The following is a 24,652-nucleotide window of genomic DNA, read 5'->3' as shown; positions in this document are numbered from 1 at the left end:
CGCAGATGAAACCACCTACGACCTTATAAAAATTATCTTATTCCTCGTTAGACTCTGAATTTCTTGCATTCTCTTTCTCAAGCTCTTCATTAGCCTGTGTCAAAGCCTTAATGCTGAGTGATATCTTCTTCTCAGGCTCGTTGAACTCAACGATAACAGCCTCAACTTCATCACCAACTTTAAGTACATCTGAAGGCTTCTCTACATGGTCGTGTGAAATCTGTGATACATGAAGTAATGCATCAACACCGTTTGAAATCTCAACGAATGCACCGAAGTCAGTCATTCTTGCGACTTTTCCCTTAACTACATTACCGCGTGCAAACTTCTCTTCAGCGTCAAGCCACGGGTTCTGATCAGGGAACTTCATAGAAAGTGCAATCTTCTCACCTGAGATATCTTTGATAAATGCTGTTACCTTATCTCCTGATTTGAAAACTTTCTTAGGATTTTCCACTCTACCCCAGCTCATCTCTGAGATATGTAAAAGTCCGTCAGCACCGCCAAGGTCTACGAATGCACCGAAGTCTGTAACATTCTTTACTGTACCTTCGATAACATCACCAGGTGTTATCTTCTCAAATAAAGCTTTCTTCTGCTCTTCTTTTTTAGCAAGAAGAAGCTGCTTTCTGTCACCGATAATTCTTCTTCTTCTCGGATTGAATTCTGTAATAATGAATTCAATATCTGCATCTTTATACTTAGATAAATCTCTTTCAAATGTATCTGATACAAGTGATGCCGGTATAAACACTCTTGCATCGTCTACAACTACACTAAGTCCGCCGTCAACTACCTGTACTACCTTACCTGTGAGTACTTCCTTGTTGTTGAAAGCGTCCTCAAGCTTCTTATTACCTCTATCCTGAGCCAATCTCTTGTATGAAAGGAGAACCTGTCCTTCTCCGTCGTTTATCTTTAAGACTTTAGCTTCCATCTCGTCACCGACATTTACAACTGTTCTTAAATCTAAACTGTTGTCATTACTATATTCACTTCTTGTGATGATACCATCTGACTTAAAACCAACATTAAGGATTATTTGATCTTCCTTAACATTGATTACCTTACCGTTGACAACTTCTCCAGTGTGTAGAGTCTTGAATGACTCATCTAACATTTGTTCAAAACTTAGATCTGACAATATTTTGAACCTCCTCAATGATATGTTTTGGGGTCGAAGCCCCTGCCGTAATACCTACACTATCCACAGAAAGTAAAGCATCATAATTTAGGTCCTCAAGAGTTTGAATAAATACCGTATTCTTACATTCTTCCTGACATATTTCCACAAGCTTGCCTGTATTGGAGCTTTTTTTGTCTCCAATAACTATCATGGCATCCACATTTGATGCTATTTTTTTTGCCTCAGCTTGTCTTTCCTGTGTTGCATTGCAAATCGTATTAAAACATCTTACATCATAACCCAAAAGCGATATTTTATCAATGATTTCTTGAAATTTTTTATGATTAAATGTCGTCTGAGCCACAATTATTATTTCTTCATCTTTTTTTAAGTCTAAATTTATGAACTGCTCTACATTTTCCACCGCATAGGTGTTTTCATCACCCCAACCTTTAATTCCCATTACTTCAGGATGATCGGGGTTTCCGATTATTACCACAGTTTTACCTTTGCCGCTTTGTACGGAAACTATGGCATGAATCTTTTTTACAAACGGGCATGTGGCATCCACCACTCTGTGTCCGCTTTGTTTTACAAAATTGTATACATCCCTGCTGACTCCATGTGAGCGGATAATCACCGTGCCCTTCGGCAGTGAAGCCAAATCTTCCATCTTCACAGCCTCCACACCTCGTTTTTTCATATCCTTCACCACTTCTTCATTGTGTATGATAGGTCCAAGTGTGTATACAATCTCATTTTCCTTTTTTGCTTCTTCATATACGGTATTTACCGCCTTTTCCACTCCGAAACAAAATCCTGCACTTTTTGCCAATTCTACTTTCATCTTTCCTCTTTTACCATATCAAGTATCTTTGATACGACCTCTTCTAGTGTCATATCGGATGTGTCCAGATAATATGCATCATCAGCCTGCTTTAGAGGGGATATCTCTCTGTTCATATCTGCCTCATCTCTTTTTATGATTTCGGCTTCTATTTCCCCTTCATTAAGTGTGGACTTATCAAATCCCTTTTCTATAAGCTCAAGATACCTTCTTCTTGCCCTGACGCCGGAGCTTGCACAAAGATATATCTTAAGGTCTGCATCAGGCAGTACCACCGTACCTATATCTCTGCCGTCCATCACTACATTTTCTCTCTCTGCCAGCTTTCTTTGCAGCGCTACAAGCTTTTCTCTTACACTTTTTACGGCACTGAACTTACTTGCAAGCTTGCCTATTTCTTCAAGTCTTAACTTAGAGCTTACATCTATGTTGTTTAAAAAGACTCTTTGCTCACCGTTCACATACTTTATACTTATATCAAGGTCTGCTAAAAGCTTATCTATTCTTTCATCGTCACTTTCCTTTATCCCTTTTTCCAAAAAGAAAAGTGCCACCGCTCTATACATTGCACCGGTGTCTATATATACAAAGCCCAGCTTTTTGCTGAGAGACTTTGCTATAGTCGACTTTCCCGCTCCTGCCGGTCCGTCAATCGCTATACTATACATTGCCTGCTCCTTCTCCTGCCGCATATCCGCTTGACCATGCTATCTGAAGATTGTATCCGCCTGTAAGGGCATCAAGGTCAAGCACCTCTCCTGCAAAGAAAAGTCCCTTAACACTCTTTGACTCCATAGTCTTAGGATTTATTTGTGATACTTCCACTCCGCCCTTGGTTATAATGGCCTCGTTAAAACCTCTTGTGGAGCTTAACCTAAACTCAAGGTTTTTGGTTGCGTTTACAAGTCTGTGTCTTTCTTCTTTGGTAAGCAGATTCACCTTTTTTTCAGGGTCTATTTTGCTCTGATATATTACCTCGTCTATAAGCTTTGTAGGAAATAGCTTGTTTAGAGAGTTTTTAAGTTGCTTGTTTTTTTGCTCGGAAAAATCTCTAAGTATTCTCTCGTCAAGCTTTTCATTATCAAGTGCCGGCTTTAAATCAATACTCAGTCTGTATCCCTTTATATCCTTGTTTCCGATAAGAGCCGATGCCGATATTATCACAGGTCCGCTTACGCCGAAATGTGTGAAAAGCATTTCACCGAATTCGTCATACACAAGTTTTTTGTCGTTATAGATGTATGCATGAATATTTCTTAGTGAAAGCCCCTGTAAAGCTTTTACTCTTTCACCTTCCACATTAAAAGGTACCAGCGAAGGGTAGAGCTTACTTACACTAAGTCCGGCTTCTTTTGCAAACCTGTAGCCGTCTCCGTCGGAGCCTGTAGCCTGATATGACATTCCTCCTGTAGCCACTATTACGGCGTCCGCCATAATTTTATTTTTTCCTACAATCACACCGACACATCTGTTATTTTCTATTATCAGCTCATCAACTTTAGTGTTTAATCTTATATCCACACCCAAATCTCTTATAGCCTTTTCCACAGATTTTATAACATCTGATGAGTGATCGCTGACCGGAAAGACTCTGTTTCCTCTTTCCACCTTCAGCTTGGTGCCGTTGTTTTCTACAAGGTTCATTATATCTTCATTGGTAAAATTTCTGAAAGCACTGAATAAAAATCTCTTATTGCTTACCACATTTTCCATTACAGTATTCATATCGGATGCATTGGTCAAATTGCATCTGCCCTTTCCTGTAATATAAATCTTTTTTCCAAGCTTTTCATTCTTTTCAAGGAGTATAACCTTGTTTGATGTTAAAGCAGCGGAGTATGCCGCTATCATTCCTGCTGCACCTCCGCCTATTATTACCACTTTGCTCATTTTATGATACCGATTTTACAAACATATCGTATATAGCCTTTATAGTTGTTTCAAAGTCATTCTCTTTGACACCTACGATGATATTAAGCTCCGATGAACCCTGATCTATCATCTTTACATTGACTCTTGCATGTGCAAGTGCCGAGAAAATTCTTCCGGCAGTACCTCTGTTTGCCTTCATTCCTCTACCTACTATGGCTATAAGTGCAAGTCCGGACTCCATCTCTACCGTATCCGGAGCTACGGCTCTGTGTATACCTGAAACTATCTGCTGCTCATGCTCCTCAAACTCGGACTGGTGAACAAGTACAGTCATTGTATCTATACCTGAAGGCATATGCTCTATAGATATGTCGTTCTCTGCAAATACATTGAGTACTCTTGCGCAGAAACCTACCTCGGAGTTCATCATCGCCTTATCCACATTGATTGCACAAAATCCCTTCTTACCTGCAATACCTGTGATTGTGAACTTTGAGCTCTTGCAAGTGCTCTCTACAATCATTGTACCCTTGTCGTCAGGCTTGTTTGTGTTTCTGATGTTGATAGGGATTCCCTCTTTTCTTACAGGGAAGATGGCATCCTCGTGAAGCACTGAAGCTCCCATATAAGCTAGTTCTCTAAGCTCCTTGTATGTGATTGACTCTATAGGCTCGGGATTAGGTATGATTCTCGGGTCCGCCACTAAAAATCCTGATACATCCGTCCAGTTCTCATACAAATCGGCTCTTATACCTCTTGCAACTATAGATCCTGTGATGTCCGAGCCTCCTCTTGAGAAAGTTCTTATCTTTCCCGAGTGGTCGCTTCCGTAAAATCCCGGTATTACGGCTCTGCTTACCTTTTCAAGTCTTGCCGCAACCTCGACATTTGTAGCTTCGGCGTCAAATGTACCGTCCTCAAAGAAAAATATCATCTCCGCCGGATCTACAAACTCCACTCCGAGGTAGTTTGCCATAATAAGACCGTTTAAATACTCGCCTCTTGAAGCGGCATACTCTCTGCCCGCTTTATTTAAAAACTCTTCCTCAATCTTTGCAAATTCATGTTCAAGATTCAGATTAAGTGAAAGACCGTCTATGATCTCCTCATATCTTGCCTTAATCTTTTCAAATTTTTTCTTATATGCTCCACCTTCTGCCGCAAGATCATATGTCTCATACAAAAGGTCTGTTACTTTTTCATCTTTAGGGTTTCTCTTACCCGGTGCTGAAGGTACGACAAATCTTCTTGATTTGTCGGCCTTTATTATATCTCCCACTTTTTTGAACTGATGTGCACTGGCAAGTGAGCTGCCTCCAAACTTTACTACTTTTATCATTATCTTCTCCAAATTTTTTTTATCTGAAATATTTTACACCAGATTCAAAAATTTGCAAATCCTGTTTTTTGAAAACATTTATATATGTACCGTCTTCTCTTCTCTCCGAATGTGCCATTTTTCCGAATATTCTGCCGTCCAAACTTGTGATTCCTTCTATAGCGGCATATGAGCCGTTAGGATTGTACTCGCCGTCCATTGTAGGATTTCCGGATAAATCCACATATCTTGTAGCAACCTGACCGTTTTCAAAGAGTTCCTTTATCTTTGCCTCGCTTGCCACAAATCTTCCCTCACCGTGTGAAATCGGATTTGCATATACATCTCCAAGTTTTGCGTTCATAAGCCAAGGTGATTTATTGCTTGTAACCTTAAGGTAAGCCATCTTTGAAATATGTCTGCCTATGGTATTTGTTGCAAGTGTGGCTGAAGTCTCCTCCTGCTCTTTTATAACTCCGTCAGGCAAAAGTCCAAGCTTTATAAGAGTCTGGAATCCGTTGCAAACTCCAAGTATAAGTCCGTCTCTGTTAAGCAAATCTTCTATCTCTTTTTTCAAAATTTCATTTCTGAATACGGTGGCAAAAAACTTTGCCGAACCGTCAGGCTCGTCACCTGCCGAGAAACCTCCCGGGAACATTATAATCTGAGAATTTCTTATCTCATCCCTGTACTTTTCAACCGATTCCTTTATAGCTAAAGGTGAGCCGTTTCTGAATACAAACGCCTCTGCCATAGCTCCGGCTCTGTTAAACGCTCTTATTGAGTCATATTCACAGTTGGTTCCCGGCATAACAGGTATAAATACTCTCGGAGCCGGATGTTTTTCTTTTGCTATATAAATACTGTCCGCTTTATATATCTTATCCTCTGCGCAATCCTTGTTATCAGGCTCTTGTACGGAAGGGAATACTTTTTCAAGCGGCTTTTTCCAACTTTCAAGCAACTCATCAAGTGAAATCTCAATGTCTCCTACAACCAATTTAGGCTTATCTGTAACTTCACCCAAGTATAGTGCATCTTCAAAATTAAGTTCATTTTCACATTCCACAAGGAAGCTTCCGAACTCCGGAGCAAAAAGTGTGTCTTCATCCGCAGATAAATTTGCTCCGAGCATATTTCCGAAGCACATCTTTGAGATTGCCTCAACACATCCGTTTCGCTCCGTTACAAATGCGCTTACTATATTTTCAGCCTCAATTTCTTTTTGAACATACTCATAGAGCTTCTTTAAATACTCAAAATCAGGAAGATTATACTTGTCTTTCTTTACTCTAAGTAAATAAAGCTTGTTGCCTGCCTTCTTTAACTCCGTGGATATTATATTTTGATTTTCTCCCACAGCCACCGCAAATGAAACCAGTGTAGGAGGCACATTTATATCGTTGAAAGTACCTGACATGGAGTCCTTGCCTCCTATAGATGCAAGCCCAAGTCTCATCTGTGCTTCATATGCTCCAAGCAGTGCCGCAAGAGGCTCTCCCCATGTGGCTTCACTTGTCATCCTTCTAAAGTACTCCTGGAAAGTAAAATGTACCTTCTTATAGTCACCGCCTGCCGCTACTATTTTGCTTAATGAAGTGACTATTGCATACATTGCCCCGTGATAAGGGCTCCAACTTGATAAGTACGGGTCAAATCCGTAACTCATAATGGTGACCGCATCGCTCTTTTCATTTAGAAGCGGCAACTTTGCAACCATGCTCTGTGTCTCTGAAAGCTGATATTTTCCGCCATAAGGCATCAATACGCTCTTTCCTCCGATGCTTGCATCAAACATCTCCACAAGTCCCTTTTGTGATGCCACATTTAAATCAGAAACCGTATTAAGCCATCTCTCCTTTAAAGGTAATTTATCATCCCTCTTATCAAAGATATTTTCATCACTTGGAGTGTTTACATATACCTTGGTTGTAGCGGTTGCACCGTTTGTATCAAGGAATGCTCTTGAAAGGTCAACTATTTTCTTTCCTCTCCAAGTCATTTGCAGTCTTTTTTCTTCCACAACCTTTGCTACAATACTTGTCTCAAGGTTTTCTTCCTCTGCATACTTGCAAAATTCATCTACAGACTTAGGATCCAGTACTACAGCCATTCTCTCCTGTGATTCGGAGATTGCAAGCTCGGTACCGTCAAGTCCCGCGTACTTTTTAGGCACCTTATCAAGATCTATAATAAGTCCGTCCGCAAGTTCTCCTATTGCTACAGATACTCCTCCGGCTCCGAAGTCGTTACATTTTTTTATAAGTTTTGTTACTTCAGGTCTTTTAAAGAGTCTTTGTATCTTTCTCTCTGTAGGTGCATTACCTTTTTGTACCTCTGCGCCTGCCGTAACTATTGAATCGGTCTTATGTACTTTACTTGAACCTGTAGCACCTCCGATACCGTCTCTTCCGGTTCTTCCTCCAAGAAGTACTATGATATCTCCCGGATCCGAGGTCTTTCTGATAACATTTTCTCTCTTTGCGGCACCCATCACCGCACCGATTTCCATTCTCTTTGCCACATAGTCCGGATGATATATCTCTTTTACATACCCTGTAGCCAGTCCTATCTGATTGCCGTATGATGAATAGCCGTGTGCCGCTCCTGTAACTATCTTTCTCTGCGGCAACTTGCCTGCAAGGGTCTTTTCAATAGGAAGTGTAGGGTCGGCAGCTCCTGTGATTCTCATAGCCTGATATACATAGGTTCTTCCTGACAGCGGGTCTCTTATCGCACCTCCAAGACAGGTTGCGGCACCGCCGAAAGGCTCAATCTCCGTCGGGTGGTTATGCGTTTCATTCTTAAAGTTGATAAGCCACTCTTCTTTTTTACCGTCCACAACTATAGGTACGACTATGGAGCAGGCGTTTATCTCGTCAGTCTCCTCCACATCATTAAGGATGCCGTCAGCCTTCAGCTTTTTCATAGCTAAAAGTGCAATGTCCATAAGGCATATCTTCTTGCCTGATTTATTTTGATAAAGCTCCTTTCTGTCATCCAGATACCTCTGATATGACTCCTTTACAGGTACGCCAAAAAATCCCTCCTCAAAGTCCACATCGCAAATCTCTGTAGAAAAAGTCGTATGTCTACAGTGATCCGACCAATATGTGTCAAGTACTCTTATCTCAGTGATAGAGGGATCTCTTTTTTCGTCGTTTTTTAAATAATTTTGTATAAACTTAAAGTCGTCAAAAGTCATAGCCAATGAAAGGCCCTCATAACACTCTCTTAAAGCCTTTTCATCCATCTTTATAAAGCCGTCAATTATATCCACGTCTTTAGGTACTTCAAAGTCAATTTTTAAAGTTTCAGGTAGGGACTCATTTGCAATTCTTGAGTCTACAGGATTTATGCAGTAATTTTTTATTTTCTCCTTGTCCTCACTACTGAAGTTTCCAAAGAAAACATATGTGGTTGCCGAACGAATATCAATGTCGTCTTCGCTTCCTAAAAGCTTAACACACTGTATTGCGGAATCCGCTCTTTGGTCAAACTGTCCCGGCAAATATTCTACAGTAAAGAAAAAGTCTCCGTCTTTATGTGGAAAGCTGCCTTCATAACAGTTATCAAGAGGCGGTTCACAAAAAATCGTATTGATGCTTCTTTTATAGTCATTATCCGATATATTTTCAATATCATATCTGACCAAAACCCTTACATCCAAGAGGTCTTTTAAGCCGCAATAATTCCTAAGCTCACTTAAAAGTTCCTTTGCTCTGATGGCAAAATCACTCTTCTTCTCTACATAAATCCTTCTAACGCCCATTTTTCCTCCATTTCCCAGAAAAATAACTGCAAACGATTAACAGGTTTTAAGCTTATAATTGTAAAACCTTATGCTATAAACTTTTAATATGACTTTGTATACCGTCACATACAATATTTGAAAGTTCGCCCATGATAAGCGGTTTTGCGTACTGAATAAAATGTTCGTTCACATAAAATCCGTCCTCACTTATCCACTCTCCGGGTATACACTTTTCAATATTTGCAACTAAATTTATATCACATTTTTTAACAATAGACAAATATGGAGAATTTTCCACTCTTTCAAAGTTCATCATGACACCCGTGTTACCGTCAATTCCCGCCTTTGCTCCCAAAAATCCGATATTAAACGCCTCATCAATATCGGTCTTACTCTGAAGATGTGCGGCAGCCCTTTGAAGTGTGTTTATCTCAACAGCTCTGGTCTTTACACCTAATTCAGTTTTTATCTTTTTAGCCAAAAAAGCGGCCGTCCCCGAAAGCATCTTATGTCCGAATGCATCCACATTGCACTCGTCCTCACTGATATGATGTCCGTTCGTATCCTTAATGCCTTCCGAAACCGCTACTACTATATTGCCCTTTGTCTGCATCCTGTCGGATAATATACCGATAAATTTCTTTAAATCAAGTCCTATCTCAGGCAGCAGTATAAAATCAGGTCCGTCATTTGATTTATTCTTTGCCAAAGCCGCTGCGGCCGTAAGCCAACCGGCATTTCTTCCCATTATCTCAACAAAAGTCACACTCTTTAAATCGTATACATTTGAATCTCTTACTATCTCTGAGATGGATGTTGCAATATATTTTGCGGCACTTCCAAATCCCGGAGTGTGATCCGTTACAGGCAGGTCATTGTCAATAGTCTTCGGTACTCCGACAAATCTTATCTTACTGCCGTTTATTTTTGCATAGTCCGACAACTTCTTTATAGTATCCATTGAGTCGTTGCCGCCGATATATATGAAAATACCGATATTGTATTTATCAAGTATTTCAAAAATCTTCTCATAAACTTCATCGCCTTTTTTTACTTCAGGCAATTTGTATCTGCATGAACCGAGGTATGAACTCGGTGTCCTCTTTAAAAGTTCAACATTAAGCGTAGATTCAAGCGTATCGTCAAGGTTTATTATATTTTCTTTTAAGAGTCCTTCTATACCGTATCTCATGCCGTATACCGTATCAATTCCAAGTTCCTTTGCACCGACATAAACTCCTGCCAGTGACGAATTGATGGCCGCTGTAGGACCTCCCGACTGACCTACAATCAAATTCTTTCTTTCCATAGCTTTTTCATCTCCTAATTTATTTTTTCCAAATCAATTGCATTAAGACTTATTTTCAAAAGTTCCTCCACTTCATCCTTTGGAATCTGTAACCTTTTTGCCAGTTCCTCAACGCTCGCTTCTTTTCCATGCTCAGCCGCCAATTCACTTGAAACGTCCATAAGTTCATTTACCCTGTCGGCAAGCTTATTTGAGGCATCTTTTTTCACTTTTTCTTCATCCGCAATCTCACGCAATCTCTCTTCAACTTTTGATTTTATCTGAGATTTCAAATCGCCTTCACTGTATTCCATAACAGCCATGGTAAGTGCCAGATGACTTTCACTTATAAGATCGCTAATCTCCTCACCGCAGCCTATAAAGGGCTGTATAAGTCCTGTAGCATACATCATATGACCTTCAATAAGTCTGTTTCTTGCACTCTCATCTCCATGTAAAAGAGCGGCTGTAAGCTCATTAAGCTCTCTTTCATCTATCTCTTTTATCGCCTTCATATCCTCAAGATACATCTCAAGAACTGTCTTATCCTTCATTATCCGATCCACTCTCTACCAATGTAATATTTATCTTTTTGAACATATCTTTTACATATGTATCAAAGACATTCAGTATATCTCTTTCAAGTAAAAATGTCTTAGGTGAAAATGAGCTTATAAGCTCCAGCTTCTTATCCGCATACCTGATATTTAAGTACATATCGGCCTCTATATCTTTTGCGGTATTCTCACTTACCCATCTTTTACTGAATTCTTCTGAAAATTTTAACACCAATTTAAAGGCTGTGGGAGTCCTCTTCCCTTTGATAATCTCAAAGCAGATATGTCTAAGCTCACTCCAGGTACAAAAGCTCCTATCCTGTACCTCATCAAAGTAAGCTTTGTTTAACTTTCCTCCGATATCAAACTTCACAAAGGTTGTAAACTCGGCCTCAATAACACTGAACTTGTCAAAAAGATCCGTCATAAAGAGTTTTTTGGTAAACTCTTTTACATCTAAAATCTCAAAGGCCTCCATTGTTATCCTCCGCCCAGAGTGTAAAAAAGTCCTTACCTGCAATTGTAAAGAACGCATTCTTACATACTTTGTCAAACTCGGAATCGTTTATATCTATAGGATTTGACTTTACAAAGTCGTTATACATATTCAAAAGATATGCGGACTCTCTCTCATTTTTTATCTTCTCTTTATTTTTCTTTGTAGCCTCTTCGTCATTACTCTTTACACATTTGTAAAGTATATATTTTCCCTTGTTTGTAAGGATAGGGCTTACACCTCCGTCTTCCAACACTCCAAGTGCACTCTTTATATCTTCAGGCTCATTATTAAGCTCCACACTCCTTGATATATCTGAATTTTCTGAAAACTGAGTTGCAAGTTTTACACAATTTTCACCGTTGTTCAGTCTGTTCAAAAGATCTGTAGCCAGATTGTAATCCGAAACCTCTATAACATTAAAATCCATTATTCTGGCTTCACTCTCACTGACTTCTTTTACATTCTTTGCAATCAGCTCTTTTTTTGCCTTCATAACCAAAAAATAGTCTAAGAAAACATTATCACACTCTTCCTGACTTAGCCCCTTAAACTCCTCACTGTTTGCCGCATTTTCATCATAAAATGTCTTTGAAAGCTTAAGTGCGTCGCTTTTTTGCGATTCGGAAAGTGTGATATTATTTTTTCCCGCCAATTTTTTCAATACTACAAGCTCTTTATAATAATTCTTTAAATCATTATAAAAGTTGTCTTTGTATGTAATGTTTTTATCTCTGTCTATATAGCTGTCCCATATTGAAGCACTGTATGTATTTGTAATAATTTGGCTCTCCGAAACGGCCGGAATAAGCATCTGAGCATAGCTGTAACCAAGCTTGTTGTCTGTAAGATTTATTTTTATATTTTCACTTATGTTCTCCGTCTTTATCCCGCAGCCCATAAGACATACCGCCGCCAAAAGCCCGACTAAAATTTTTCTTTTCAACTTTGTCTCCTAAAGCAGATAGTTTAATATTTTCAAAACACCCAGATTTTCATTGCTGTCCGCCATGAATCTTGCATTGTTTTTTGCAACCGGTGCCGCATTTTTTACTGCAAATGAATAGTATGCCGCCTTAAACATCTCCACATCGTTTTCCTGATCTCCGAAAACCATTGTCTCATTTTCACTTATTTCAAAAGCTTCCTGAAGCTTTCTAAGCGCATTGCCTTTGCTGACACCCTTTGCGGTGCAGTCAATCCACATCTTTCCGGCATAGTTTACCAAAAGTTTATCACTGTACTTGTCGATAAGATAATCCGCCTTACCGTATATATTTTCAGAATATGCGGAAATCTTTATCAGATTTTTAACCTTTGTCAGGTCGTCCACCACCTCTATTCTTCCTCTATATCCGCCTCTTATCCAGCTGAGCAAAAAGTCGTTTTTTTCTTCTATATAATAAGATGACGCATCAGCCACTACGGCAACCAGATTTTTATCCTTTCTTATATCAAGTATCAACTCCTTTGTGACTTTATCATCCATAGTGCTGACAAAGAGCTTTCTGCCGTTGATACCTATATAAGCTCCGTTGTCCGAGATATAAAATATCTTATCCTTCACCTCTTCAAAGACATTTTCAATACTTATCCACTGTCTTCCCGAGGCAACCGCAAAGTGTATACCTTTATCATGAAGAGCTCTTATAGCCTTTACTATCCTTGTGTCAAGCTTACCTTCTCCGTCACCTACCAAGGTTCCGTCCACATCCGAGGCAATAAGTTTTATCATTTAATACATTCCTCCAATTACAAATGCTATCACTATACCTAAAATCGCACCCATAAATACCTGCAAAGGTGTATGTCCGACAAATTCCTTCAGTCTCTCTTCAAAATGTTCAAAATTGTCTTCAAATATATTGTTCTCCAAAATCATATTCAGGAGTTTTGCCTGTTTTCCGGTCTCTCTTCTCACACCCATAGCATCGTACATAACCACAAGCGCCAAAATAAAGCTTACCGCAAACTCATATCCGCCAAATCCGTATTTTAAAACACTTGAGGTTGCAAGTGCACAGACTGTAGCCGAATGTGAACTTGGCATACCGCCGCTTCCCCAAAGTCTGTCCGGAGAAAAGGACTTGTTATACCATATATCAATAAGTGTCTTTAAAAGCTGTGCAACCAGCCAACCGAGGGCCGCACTGACAAGTACTTGATTTGAAAGTATCTCATCTAAAACACTCATACAACTCCTCCCTCCGGTTTGAAAATCTTTTTCATATTGCTGATAATCTCATTCACAGATGTGGATTTATCCGCCATAGTAAGCACCCATCCCTCTCTTGAAAGAGGGGGAATAGGTGTAAAAGGAAACATATGAGTCTTTATCATTCCGGCTTCCTTGTCAGTTATGCCGAAGTATTTCTTGGCATTCTTTGCAGCCGTATACGGATGTGTAAATCCGTGAAAATGTGTGCCTATCTCCTTTGCGGGTCTGTGCCAGTCATAGAGATAAAAATCATGTAAAAGCGCCGCTCTTGCCGCCGACTTGTAGTCCAAGTTAAGTTTTTTACATACCAAATATGTAGTATACGAAACATTTATACTGTGCTCCATAGTGGAGGTGCTGCCGTGCTGTACAAAGCCCGCCAGCTTTTTAAAGATATCACTGCTTAGTATATCCTTTACAATGTCCATATACTGTGCATCATTTATATATTCTTTCATCCTATCAACCAATCATACAGAGCCTGGTACTCAAGTGCGGACTGCTTCCATGAGAAGTCCACCGCCATTGCCCTGTCAATCATCTTATTCCATTCTCTCTTTTTATCATAATAAATATGCCTTGCAAAATTTATCCTGTCCATCATCTCATGTGCATTGTAGTTTGCAAATGAGAATCCTGTACCCTTTGACTCAAACTCATTGTAGCTTTCAACGGTATCACAAAGTCCGCCCGTCTCACGCACAATAGGAAGAGTTCCATATCTAAGTGACATAAGCTGGCTGAGTCCGCAAGGCTCAAACAGTGAAGGCATAAGGAAGGCATCCGCTGCCGCATATATCTTATGTGACATATCCTCCGAGTAATAAATATTTGCAGATACTCTGTCAGGATACTTCCATGCGTAGTGTCTGAACATATTTTCATACTTAGGATCTCCTGTTCCAAGTACTACAAGCTGAGTGTTCTCATCACAGATTTGATCCATCATATACTCAACAAGGTCAAGTCCTTTTTGGTCTGTAAGTCTTGAAACCATTGCAAGCATAAATTTCCTGTCATCTACAGGCAAGCCCAAATCCTTTTGCAACGCTCTTTTATTTTTTATCTTTTCTTTTCTGAAATTTTTACTGTTGTAATTATTATAAATAAGCTTATCAGTCTCAGGATCAAACTCATTGTAATCTATACCGTTTACAATACCTCTTAAGTCATTGTCTCTGGCCCTCAAAAGTCCGTCCATTCCCTCACCGTAGAAAGGATTTTGTATCTCCTTGGCATAGGTCTTTGAAACTGTGGTTATAGCATCGGCATACACAAGTCCGCCCTTTAAAAGGTTGGCGTCTTTAAATGCCTCAAGCTTATCAGGTGTAAAGTAGTAATCGCTGAGTCCTGAGAAATACTTTATTGTCTTTACATCCCAAGTACCCTGGAATTTTAAATTGTGAATTGTAAATACCGACTTTATTCCTCTAAAGAACTCTCCGCCTGCAAATCTGTCCTTCAAATATACAGGCACAAGACCTGTCTGCCAGTCATGGCAATGTATCAAATCAGGTCTGAAATCAACAAAAGGCAATGCACAAAGTGCGGCCTGTGAAAAGAATATAAACTTCTCTATATCATAAAGCCAATCTCCGTATGGAGTCGGACCGCTAAAATACTCCTCATTGTCAATAAAATAAAAAGTTACTCCGTCAAGCTCTTTTTTGAGTACTCCTACGTACTTACTTGTACCTGCATAGTCAATGTAGAAATCTCCTATGTACTCCAAAGAGTTTCTGATTTCTTCCTTCATGCACATATACTTAGGTAGAATAACTCTCGCGTCAAAATATCTCTTGTCCAAATATTTCGGCAAAGAACCCACTACATCTGCCAATCCGCCTGTTTTAATAAATGGCACTGCCTCTGATGCAACAAACAATATTTTCTTCATAGTATCCACTTACCTCCTTAAGTCCGCTTCTTGTATCATTTCCCTTGCGGTTTTTAGTACACCTTCAGTTAAATTATTACCGCCAATCAATCTGGCTATCTCTTTTATTTTACCTTCTTTATCCAGTAAATCAATATTTGTTTGTGTAGTCTTTCCGTCTGTAGATTTTGATATGAACAAATTTTGATCCGCCATAACCGCTATCTGCGGCAGATGTGAAATACACAAAACCTGACGCCCCCTTGATATATTCATAAGCTTTTCGCCTACCTTTACAGCAGTCTTTCCGCTGATTCCCGTATCTATCTCATCAAATATCAAAGTCTGTATATCATCACTGCTTGCAAAAACCGTCTTTAATGCAAGCATTATTCTTGAGAGCTCACCTCCGCTTGCCACCATCTGAAGCGGCTTCATGGGCTGTCCCGGATTTGTACTTATCAAAAAATCCACCGCATCATATCCGTCTCTTGAGATTTTGTCCTTCTTTGTAAATCTTATTTCAAACTCAACCCCAAGGAAGTTCAAATCTTCAAGTTCTTCCTTAATCTTCCCGGTAAGTGTGACCGCCACTTCTTTTCTCATAGCACTTATAAGTGTACATCTTTCCAATATACTCTCTTCAAGCTTTGCCGCACTCTTTCTAAGTAAGACGACCTCCTCACCGAAATCTTTTAAGAAATTCAGTCTGTTTTCCTTCTCTTTTAGCAACTCCTGTATCTTATGGTAGTCGTTTGAATACTTTGACTTTATATGTCTTATAGTATCCAATCTTTCTATAACTTTATCATACTCTCTTTCATTATATTCCAAGCTGTCAAGGTATCTGTTTGTATAATGTATTGTCTCCGATATTAAATCCTCTATAGTATTAAGATTTGATACCACCACATTCAGACTGTCATCAAGTGTTGCAATATCAAAGACATCTCTTATATTGTTTCCGATACTTTCATTTTCAAGTTCCGAAAGAAGTTCTACAAGTACATCATTTATCTTTGATATATTCTTGCCTTTTTTGAAAACCTGTTCAAGCTCTTCTTCCTCATTTTCCTTTATCTTGGCATCTTTTATTTCATTTATCTCAAAGTCAAGTATATCAATCTCTCTTTTTCTAAGTCTCTCATCTATGCCTTCCTGAATCTTTTGATTGATTTTCTTTAACTCACCGTAGTCATTTGAAAGTTCACTTTTGAGCTTACTAAGCTCTTTGGGACAAAATGAGTCAAGCAAAACAAGATTGTTCCCCGCACTTAAAAGTGACTGATGTTCATGCTGACCGTGTATATCTATCAAAGTATCTGTAATCTCTCTGAGCTTACCAAGAGTTACGGTCTCATCATTGATTCTGCACACACTTCTTGAGGTGCTTATCTTCCTTGTAAGTATCAGTATATCATCCTCAAAAGAGATATCCATCGCTTTCAGTTTTTCTTTTCTTTTTTCGTCCAATGTGAAAATCAGTTCAACAAATCCTTCATTTTCACCTACTCTTATAATGTCCTTGTTGGCCTTCGCACCCAATGCAAGATTTATTGAATCTATCAAAATAGACTTACCTGCACCTGTCTCACCGCTTAGTACACTGAGACCTTCTTTAAAGTAGATATCCGCTTTCTTTATCAGTGCAAGGTTTTTTATATGTAACTCTATCAGCATAATCCTCCTTTTTAGATACTACCCTGATACTTATACATTATTCTTTATAAATAAGTTTCCTTATTCTCTCCATAACGGTTACGGTATCATCCACACTTCTTATTGCCGCCATTATAGTGTCATCTCCTGCAATACACCCCACTATCTCACTCATCTGTAAAGAATCAAGTGCCGCCGCAACAGCCATAGCCATACCCGATACGGTCTTTACCACCAATATATTCTGTGCCATATCCATTGATATAAAGGCTTCTTTGAGTATTTTAAGATATTTTTCGGAAATACCGTCCTGCTTAGGCATAAGTGAATACTTTTGTTTTCCGTCTCCGTATACAACCTTTGAAAGCTTCAAGTCTCTTATATCTCTTGAAACCGTAGCCTGTGTCACAACAAACCCGCTGTCCTCAAGTCTTTGTGCAAGTTCCTCCTGAGTCTCAATGTCATATGTGTTAATAAGTTCTATAATCTTTGAATGTCTTTTTATTTTCATATCAAATCCTGTTCATCTTATTCCTGATATTATCAAGAAAACTCCCCTTTTTTAACTTTATCAATCGGGCAAATATTTCCGACTCCCTAAGTTCCACAACATCCTTATTTTCAAGGCTTACACTTTCGTCTCCGTCCACTACAAGCTCTCTGTTTGACTTTATATTATCGCCGAATGAAATACGTATTACCTTTGATGATGAAAGTACTATGCTTCTTTGACTGAGTGCATGCGGACAGATAGGTGTGATAAGCATCATCCTTGAGCTTGGCTCTATAATAGGTCCTCCGGCGCTCAGATTGTAGGCTGTTGAGCCTGTAGGTGTTGATACAATTATACCATCAGATGAATATTCATTCAAGAAATCTCCTTCAATATACACATTACATCTTAGAGTTTTAAGCACTTCTTTTCTTGTAATAACAGCCTCGTTAAGTGCGGTCAAAGTCTTTATTTCTTTTCCGTCACGTATTACGGTTGCGGATATCATCATCCTGTTTTCTATAAAGTATTCGTCATTTATAAGTATATCAACCATGTACTCTATATCTTTGGCCGTATTTATACTTGTAAGGTATCCCAGATGCCCCATGTTGATACCGATAATAGGGATACAAAGATGTGATATATCTCTTGCGGCTCTTATCAGTGTACCGTCTCCGCCTAAAGTAATCACACAGTCCACATTTGGAATATTGTCCAAATCTATATAGCCGAAGGATTTATGACATATACCGCCTCTTAAATTTATCTCTTTTTCAAGATTATTAAGTGCTTTTTTTATACCCTCTTTTTCACTATTTCCTACAAGAAAAAAAGTTTTCATCCTTCCTCCTACAGCTTTTCGTGCGCAGTATTCACTACGGCTTCTATGTCAATATCACTGTCGATATCACCCGATTTTACAAGATGATATAAATATTCAATATTTCCTTCCGGTCCCTTTACAGGTGAAAACTCAAGTTCTCTTACAAAAAAACCGTTCTCCTTTGCATAGGCAAAGCAGTTTTGTATCACTTCAATATGTGTGGACTTTTCTCTTACCACACCTTTTTTGCCTACCTTTTCTCTGCCTGCCTCAAACTGCGGCTTTATAAGCGCCACTATTTCACCGCGCTCGCCCAAAAGATTATATGCGGCAGGTAACACCTTTGAGAGTGATATAAAAGAAACATCAATGCTTGCAAAGTCTATACTTTCACCTATGTCCTCAGGTTTTACATATCTTATGTTGGTCTTTTCCATAACAACAACTCTCGTGTCATTTCTAAGTTTCCATGCCAACTGTCCGTGTCCCACGTCAACCGCATAGACTTTCTTTGCACCGTTTTGTAACATACAATCAGTAAAACCGCCGCTTGATGCACCTATATCCATGCACACCTTATCCTTGACACTTACGTCAAAGCATTCCATAGCCTTTTCAAGCTTCAGACCGCCACGACTTACATACTTTAGAGTACTTCCTCGCACTTCAATATTTGCGGTATCGGCAAAAGTCTGTCCCGCCTTATCCTCTTTTTGTCCGTCAACATAAACTATACCTGACATTATTACAGCTTTAGCCTTTTCTCTGCTCTCGGCAAGTCCGCGCTTTACCAAAAGTACATCCAATCTATCCTTCATCTTTTATCTTCTCATATCTATCTAAAACTTTTTTCAGTACCGAATCCGAATCAATCTCAAGCTTCTTTCTCAAAAGGCTCACATCTCCATGCTCAACATATCCGTCAGGCAATGCGATATTTAATACATCCGTATCATAATTTTTATCTTTTATATATGCCTTTATCTTTTCACCCATGGAGCCGTTTATTACACCTTCTTCCATAGTCACGATAAGGTTATGATTTTCACACAGCTTATCCACCAATTCAAAATCAATCGGTTTGAAAAATCTGGCATTTGCAACGGAAACATTAAATCCTTTTGACTTTAACTTCTCTCTTAAATTCTTTGCCGTACTCACCATACTGCCTATTGCCAAAAGTGCAATATTACTCTCTTCAAAGAGCATTTCTCCTTTGCCGAACTCTATCTTACTTTCAAACTCGTTCAAAGAGTCATAGGCAACACCTCTTGGATACCTTATTGCAATAGGACCGTCAAAATCTATGGCAAATTCAAGAGCAGCCTTCAATTCATTTGCATTTTTCGGAGCAAGTAAGGTCATATTCGGTATGCAGGTAAGGAATGATACATCAAATATTCCTTGATGAGTCTCGCCGTCGGCACCTACAAGACCCGCTCTGTCTATTGCAAATACCACATGAAGATTTTGTAAACAAACGTCATGTACTATCTGGTCAAATCCCCTTTGTAAAAATGATGAATATATACATACAACAGGTATAAGCCCTGCCGCAGCCAGCCCTGCCGCAGATGTTATGGCATGCTGTTCGGCAATTCCGACATCAAAAAATCTCTTCGGAAACTTATCTCTGAATTCAAGAAGTCCGCATCCCTCAGGCATTGCCGCTGTTATTGCAACTATATCCTTATTCCTGCCTGCAAGCTCCACTATCTTCTTTGAAAAAATATCTGTATAAGTAGGAGCTTTACTTCCCGACTTGGCCTCTCCGCTGGCTATATCAAATGCTCCTATGCCGTGGAAATTTTCAGGATGCTTTTCAGCCGGAGTATAGCCTCTTCCCTTTTTGGTAAGTACGTGTACAAGCACAGGTCCTTCAACCTTTTTTGCCTCTTCAAATACTCTTAACAGCGCCGAAATATTGTGTCCGTCCACCGGTCCAAGATATGTAATACCCATATTTTCAAAAAGCATTCCCGGTATCAAAATCTGCTTTATGCCGTTTTTTGTCTGTTTAATGCTCTTTATTATAGGCTTTCCTATATAGGGCAATCTCTCAAGTGAATTGTTCACAGCCTTTTTAAGGTTGGTATAGCCGTCCGCAGTTCTGATACTGTTTAAATACTCATTCATACCTCCGACATTTTTTGAAATGGACATATCGTTGTCATTGAGTACCATTATAAAGTTTTTCTTTATCTGTACGGCATTATTAAGTGCCTCATATGCCATTCCGCCTGTCAGAGCACCGTCACCTATTACCGATATAACACGGTAATTATCACCTTTTATATCCCTGCCGAATGCCATTCCAAGCCCGGCTGAAAGACTTGTGGATGAATGCCCGGTATTAAATACATCAAACTTTGACTCACTTGTCTTCGGGAATCCCGATATACCTCCGAACTTCCTGAGATTGTCAAACGCATTCTTTCTTCCACTGAGTATCTTATGTGTATATGACTGATGCCCCACATCCCATATTATCTTATCCTTTGGCAAATCAAAAGCTATATGCATCGCCATTGTAAGCTCCACCACTCCCAGATTGCCTGCCAGATGTCCGCCTGTAACGCTTATTTTTTCGATAAGAAAATCTCTTATCTCTCTTGCCAGTATATTAAGTTCTTTTTTGTTAAGTTTTTTTATATCACTCGGTTTTTCAATATTTTCAAGTATCATATTATTTTTATGAAGTTCTATTCACCATCATATCAATGATTTCGATAATAGAGCTCATATCTCCCCTTACCTCACTTAAACATTTCTTGGCATTTTCACTTAGTGAAGCCACCCTTCTTAAGCTTTCATCTATGCCTACTATATTTACATAAGTGATTTTTTGATTTTTTTCATCAGAATGTGTAGGCTTTCCAAGTTCCTTCTCATCCGCCACTATATCAAGATAGTCGTCTCTTATTTGGAATGCCTCACCTACGTAAGCTCCCGCCTTCTCTAAAAGACTCACTTCTTTATCATTTGCACCTGCAAGTATTCCTCCTATCACAAATGAAGCTCTAAGAAGTGCACCGGTCTTTAGTGCATAGGTATACTTCATCACCTCTTCACTCATTTTCTTTCCGGAGTATTCCACATCCACACATTGACCGCCGATCATTCCGAAAGCACCTGTGTCTTTTGCAAGTGTATACATTGCCCTTGACATTCTCTTTAAAACGGTAAAGTCATCCGTTTCCTGCATTTTCTTTGATATTATCTCAAAAGCCTGCACAGAGAGCATATCACCTGCAAGTATCGCCATATCCTCGCCATGGCTTACCCAGGTGGTCGGTTTTCCGCGCCTTAATCTGTCATTGTCCATTGCAGGCAAATCATCATGTATGAGTGAAAATGTATGTATCATCTCAATTGCGGCTAAAAACGGCGCTATAATTTCTTCACTGTATTCATTACCTGCGACGGCCTTATACACTTCAAACATTATCAGCGGTCTGAGTCTCTTACCGCCGTTTTTTATGGCTTCATTTGAGGCTTTTATAACTTTTTTATTCAGATCGTCCTCACTGTAAAAAAACGACTCTATCAGTTTTTCTATCTTATTTAAATTCTCTTTATTCATCGTCAACATCCCCTGAGAGTATTTCCATCTGTCTTTCCACATGAGATATACTCTCACTTGCCTGTTTTACCAGTTTGATTCCTTCCTCATACAGTACAAAAGCTTCCTCAAGTGTGGTCTGCGGCTCTTCAAGCCTTGCAATAACACTTTCAATATTTGCCAGATTTTCCTCAATACCTGCTTTTTTTTCCTGTTTTTTCGGCATAACTTACCTCTCTATTATAAAACCTTTGCCCTTATCTTTCCATCAGAAAAAAATACATTTATCTCATCTTCCTGATGCAAAGAGGCCGCACTTAATACCTTTTTGTTGTCTTTATCACTGATATAGGCATAACCGCCCGACAATCTTTTTAACGGTGAAACCGTCTCAAGTCTCTTTGACATATTTATAAGTATATTCTTATTGTTTTCCAAGATATTTTTAAAATCATTCTGCAATATCTTTGAAAAGTTTTGTAGTCTTTGCTTTTGTTCTCTAAGTTTTATCTGCGGACTGAGTGTATTTAATCTTATCAAAAGCATATCCAAATCTCTTTTGGTATAGTCAACCTTTCTTCTTGCACATTCATCAAGCTTATTTTTATAAAAGTCCAATGTATACATATAATCCGCATATACAAAATTGGCTATTTCCGCCGCAGCACTCGGTGTAGGCGCTCTCAAGTCCGCAACAAAATCCGCTATTGTAAAATCCGTCTCATGGCCTACCGCACTTATTACAGGAGTCTTTGTGTTAAAGATAGTCTCTGCCAGCTCTTCATCATTAAAGCAGTACAAATCCTCTATAGAGCCTCCGCCTCTGCCCACTATTATTACATCCAAATTCATCTTATCAAGTTTTTTTATGGCGGAAATAATGCTCTTTGGAGCGGATTCTCCCTGTACAAGACATGGTGCAAGCACTATCCTCACATACGGGTTTCTTCTATAGCTGACATTTCTTATATCATTGATAACCGCACCGGTCTGTGCTGTTGCCACTCCGATACTTTGCACAACCTTGGGTATCTGCCTTTTATAGCTTGAATCAAACATTCCCATATCTTCAAGCTTTTCCTTCAGCTTCAGATATTTCTCATACAGTTCTCCCTTGCCGGTTTCTTCTATCTTGGTAGCGTAAAGTTGATATCTGCCTTCTTTTTCATAGCATGAAATACTTCCGGTAACTATGACTCTTTGCCCTCTTTTCATATCAAAAGAGAGACCTCCTCTCTGACTTGCAAACATCACGGCAGATAAGGTCCCTCCTTCATCCTTTATGGTAAAATATATATGATTTGAGCCTGCATATGTGCAATTGCTTACTTCTCCCTCTACTGATATCTTATTTAGTACAAAGTCCTGCATAAACATATTCTTGATATATGCATTCACTTTTGATACAGAATAAACCATATCACTGCTCCTCTGCATTCGCCCTTGAGAGTATCGCATTTACAAATGAATATGACTCGTCTCTTCCATATGTCTTTGCAAGCTCCACAGCCTCATTTATAGCTACACTTACAGGTATATCACTGTCATATTTCATTTCAGCAATTGCAAGTCTTAAGATGCTTTTTTCAACTCTTCCTATTCTCTCAAGTTTCCAGCCCTGTGAGAGTTCTCCAATCATCTTGTCAATCTGTGCCTGATTGTCTCTAACCAGCATTGCTTTTGACCTTATATATTCTATATCCCCTTCACCGTAGTTTGCATCATGGATAAGCACATCATCTTCATCCTCCAAAGACGGTGATTCAAAATAATTATCTATCTGAACTTTAGCCTCCTCTTCAGGATAAAAATCCAAACCGAATAATATTTTAAAACAATGTTCTCTTAGCAAATGCCTTGTCATATGATCCTCCATATCCTTTACATATAATCACATAATTATATCCTATAGAAAGTCTAAAAGCAAGGAGAAGGGTAGCGTATACCTTTATCGGGTCTAAAACTTATGTAGACAAATATCTTTAATATTTATTTTGCTTTTAAAGTGATAATATCTTCTCTTTTGTCAGCCCTGTAAGCTCCATAATCAGGCTTATGTCAAAGCCTTTTTTCTTCATGCTCTGTGCAATATTTTTCTTTTCAAGTTCAACACCGGTTACAATACCTTCCTGTCTTCCTTCTTCAAGTCCCTTTTGCATTCCTTCTTCAAGTCCCTTTTGCATTCCCTGTTGCATTCCGCTGTCTATAGCTTCCTGCCATCCCTTACTCAGCATAATATCAATAACTTCACACATATACTTTGCCTCCTTTTCATGTACCTCTTCTATCACTTCTTCAAATCTGTTGTCACTTGTCATTGCAGACATCAGATTCAATACTTCGTCTATAAAACATCATTGTACTGCTCAAGCATCTTTTGCGTTATGTCTTTCTCAGCCATACTCCCTCCTTAAAAATTTATAGAATTTAATTACATACAATAGAATAACTATATAACCGACATATATCTTTAGAATGAAAACACGTGTCACAAACTCTTAACTAAGTATATGCTCATTATATCAATTTATAAATATATTGACAAGCAGCTGTTAAAGGTTAAATAAATATCTTACCAATCTTAATATTTACCTTAATCCATATTACATATATAATATTCACATTAAGTTTTAAGGAGAATATATGCCAAGAGAATTGAATCTGTACGGGAGTTTGACAGCTACCGATTCCCTTTATAAACCTCAAACCCTTATAAAGACTGGATTTCAGTCTTATTTTTTTGTCAATTTATTATCTATT

At 38.9% G+C, this 24,652-nt stretch carries 24 protein-coding genes; all 24 read right to left on the bottom strand.

Going from position 1 to position 24,652, the window contains the following annotated elements:
• Positions 1-37 precede the first annotated feature (37 nt).
• The 24 genes from rpsA to EHW90_RS03990 all read right to left on the bottom strand — a co-directional run bounded on the left by rpsA (position 38) and on the right by EHW90_RS03990 (position 24,219).
• Positions 38-1,144, bottom strand: a complete 1,107-nt coding sequence (gene rpsA, locus EHW90_RS04105) for a 30S ribosomal protein S1 (RefSeq protein WP_060930681.1) — start codon at positions 1,142-1,144, stop codon at positions 38-40.
• Positions 1,125-1,973 (bottom strand): 4-hydroxy-3-methylbut-2-enyl diphosphate reductase, encoded by an 849-nt coding sequence (gene ispH, locus EHW90_RS04100; RefSeq protein ID WP_124951440.1) that lies wholly within the window; start codon positions 1,971-1,973, stop codon positions 1,125-1,127. Before ispH ends, rpsA begins: the two co-directional genes overlap by 20 nt.
• Complete coding sequence (gene cmk, locus EHW90_RS04095; RefSeq protein WP_124951438.1) at positions 1,970-2,641, bottom strand: (d)CMP kinase; 672 nt, start codon at positions 2,639-2,641, stop codon at positions 1,970-1,972. The genes ispH and cmk overlap by 4 nt, the downstream gene beginning before the upstream one ends.
• On the bottom strand, positions 2,634-3,863 hold the full coding sequence (locus EHW90_RS04090; protein WP_124951436.1) for a BaiN/RdsA family NAD(P)/FAD-dependent oxidoreductase: 1,230 nt from the start codon (positions 3,861-3,863) through the stop codon (positions 2,634-2,636). Before EHW90_RS04090 ends, cmk begins: the two co-directional genes overlap by 8 nt.
• 1 nt (position 3,864) lies before the next feature.
• Positions 3,865-5,184: an aspartate kinase gene (locus EHW90_RS04085; RefSeq protein WP_124951434.1), complete on the bottom strand. Its 1,320-nt coding sequence runs from the start codon at positions 5,182-5,184 to the stop codon at positions 3,865-3,867.
• 19 nt (positions 5,185-5,203) lie between these two features.
• Positions 5,204-8,935, bottom strand: coding sequence for a phosphoribosylformylglycinamidine synthase (locus EHW90_RS04080; protein ID WP_124951432.1), 3,732 nt, complete (start codon positions 8,933-8,935; stop codon positions 5,204-5,206).
• Positions 8,936-9,008: 73 nt separating this feature from the next.
• Positions 9,009-10,226, bottom strand: a complete 1,218-nt coding sequence (locus EHW90_RS04075; protein ID WP_124951430.1) for a 6-phosphofructokinase — start codon at positions 10,224-10,226, stop codon at positions 9,009-9,011.
• A 14-nt stretch (positions 10,227-10,240) separates the two neighbouring features.
• Positions 10,241-10,759, bottom strand: coding sequence for a sigma-70 domain-containing protein (locus tag EHW90_RS04070; protein WP_124951428.1), 519 nt, complete (start codon positions 10,757-10,759; stop codon positions 10,241-10,243).
• Positions 10,749-11,240, bottom strand: a complete 492-nt coding sequence (locus EHW90_RS04065; RefSeq protein WP_124951426.1) for a DUF5721 family protein — start codon at positions 11,238-11,240, stop codon at positions 10,749-10,751. Before EHW90_RS04065 ends, EHW90_RS04070 begins: the two co-directional genes overlap by 11 nt.
• Positions 11,227-12,204 (bottom strand): hypothetical protein, encoded by a 978-nt coding sequence (locus EHW90_RS04060; protein WP_242867638.1) that lies wholly within the window; start codon positions 12,202-12,204, stop codon positions 11,227-11,229. The genes EHW90_RS04065 and EHW90_RS04060 overlap by 14 nt, the downstream gene beginning before the upstream one ends.
• 9 nt (positions 12,205-12,213) lie before the next feature.
• Positions 12,214-12,993: an HAD family hydrolase gene (locus tag EHW90_RS04055; RefSeq protein WP_124951424.1), complete on the bottom strand. Its 780-nt coding sequence runs from the start codon at positions 12,991-12,993 to the stop codon at positions 12,214-12,216.
• Positions 12,994-13,452: a divergent PAP2 family protein gene (locus EHW90_RS04050; protein ID WP_009444530.1), complete on the bottom strand. Its 459-nt coding sequence runs from the start codon at positions 13,450-13,452 to the stop codon at positions 12,994-12,996.
• Positions 13,449-13,934 (bottom strand): HD domain-containing protein, encoded by a 486-nt coding sequence (locus tag EHW90_RS04045; protein WP_009444529.1) that lies wholly within the window; start codon positions 13,932-13,934, stop codon positions 13,449-13,451. The genes EHW90_RS04050 and EHW90_RS04045 overlap by 4 nt, the downstream gene beginning before the upstream one ends.
• Positions 13,931-15,373, bottom strand: coding sequence for a glycogen synthase GlgA (glgA, locus tag EHW90_RS04040; protein ID WP_124951422.1), 1,443 nt, complete (start codon positions 15,371-15,373; stop codon positions 13,931-13,933). The genes EHW90_RS04045 and glgA overlap by 4 nt, the downstream gene beginning before the upstream one ends.
• Before the next feature lie 9 nt (positions 15,374-15,382).
• Positions 15,383-17,032: a DNA repair protein RecN gene (recN, locus tag EHW90_RS04035; RefSeq protein WP_124951420.1), complete on the bottom strand. Its 1,650-nt coding sequence runs from the start codon at positions 17,030-17,032 to the stop codon at positions 15,383-15,385.
• Positions 17,033-17,069: 37 nt separating this feature from the next.
• Complete coding sequence (locus EHW90_RS04030; RefSeq protein WP_009444526.1) at positions 17,070-17,522, bottom strand: arginine repressor; 453 nt, start codon at positions 17,520-17,522, stop codon at positions 17,070-17,072.
• A 1-nt stretch (position 17,523) separates the two neighbouring features.
• Positions 17,524-18,348, bottom strand: a complete 825-nt coding sequence (locus tag EHW90_RS04025; RefSeq protein ID WP_124951418.1) for an NAD(+)/NADH kinase — start codon at positions 18,346-18,348, stop codon at positions 17,524-17,526.
• A gap of 8 nt (positions 18,349-18,356) precedes the next feature.
• Positions 18,357-19,148, bottom strand: a complete 792-nt coding sequence (locus tag EHW90_RS04020) for a TlyA family RNA methyltransferase (protein WP_009444524.1) — start codon at positions 19,146-19,148, stop codon at positions 18,357-18,359.
• Positions 19,138-21,015 (bottom strand): 1-deoxy-D-xylulose-5-phosphate synthase, encoded by a 1,878-nt coding sequence (gene dxs / locus EHW90_RS04015; RefSeq protein WP_124951416.1) that lies wholly within the window; start codon positions 21,013-21,015, stop codon positions 19,138-19,140. The genes EHW90_RS04020 and dxs overlap by 11 nt, the downstream gene beginning before the upstream one ends.
• A gap of 7 nt (positions 21,016-21,022) precedes the next feature.
• Complete coding sequence (locus EHW90_RS04010; protein WP_124951414.1) at positions 21,023-21,913, bottom strand: polyprenyl synthetase family protein; 891 nt, start codon at positions 21,911-21,913, stop codon at positions 21,023-21,025.
• Entirely contained in the window at positions 21,906-22,118 is a 213-nt protein-coding gene (gene xseB / locus EHW90_RS04005) for an exodeoxyribonuclease VII small subunit (RefSeq protein ID WP_124951412.1), read from the bottom strand. The genes EHW90_RS04010 and xseB overlap by 8 nt, the downstream gene beginning before the upstream one ends.
• A 14-nt stretch (positions 22,119-22,132) precedes the next feature.
• Positions 22,133-23,311 carry an exodeoxyribonuclease VII large subunit gene (gene xseA / locus EHW90_RS04000; RefSeq protein WP_124951410.1) on the bottom strand — a complete coding sequence of 393 codons (1,179 nt, stop codon included), beginning with the start codon at positions 23,309-23,311 and terminating at the stop codon, positions 22,133-22,135.
• Position 23,312: 1 nt separating this feature from the next.
• Complete coding sequence (gene nusB / locus EHW90_RS03995) at positions 23,313-23,756, bottom strand: transcription antitermination factor NusB (RefSeq protein WP_124951408.1); 444 nt, start codon at positions 23,754-23,756, stop codon at positions 23,313-23,315.
• 136 nt (positions 23,757-23,892) lie between these two features.
• Complete coding sequence (locus EHW90_RS03990) at positions 23,893-24,219, bottom strand: hypothetical protein (protein ID WP_243113910.1); 327 nt, start codon at positions 24,217-24,219, stop codon at positions 23,893-23,895.
• Between the last annotated feature and the right edge of the window lie 433 nt (positions 24,220-24,652).

Source organism: Lachnoanaerobaculum orale, from assembly GCF_003862485.1.
GTDB classification, from domain to species: domain Bacteria; phylum Bacillota; class Clostridia; order Lachnospirales; family Lachnospiraceae; genus Lachnoanaerobaculum; species Lachnoanaerobaculum orale.
Note: the sequence above shows the minus strand (reverse complement) of the source record. Positions and strands in the feature narration are given on the sequence as shown.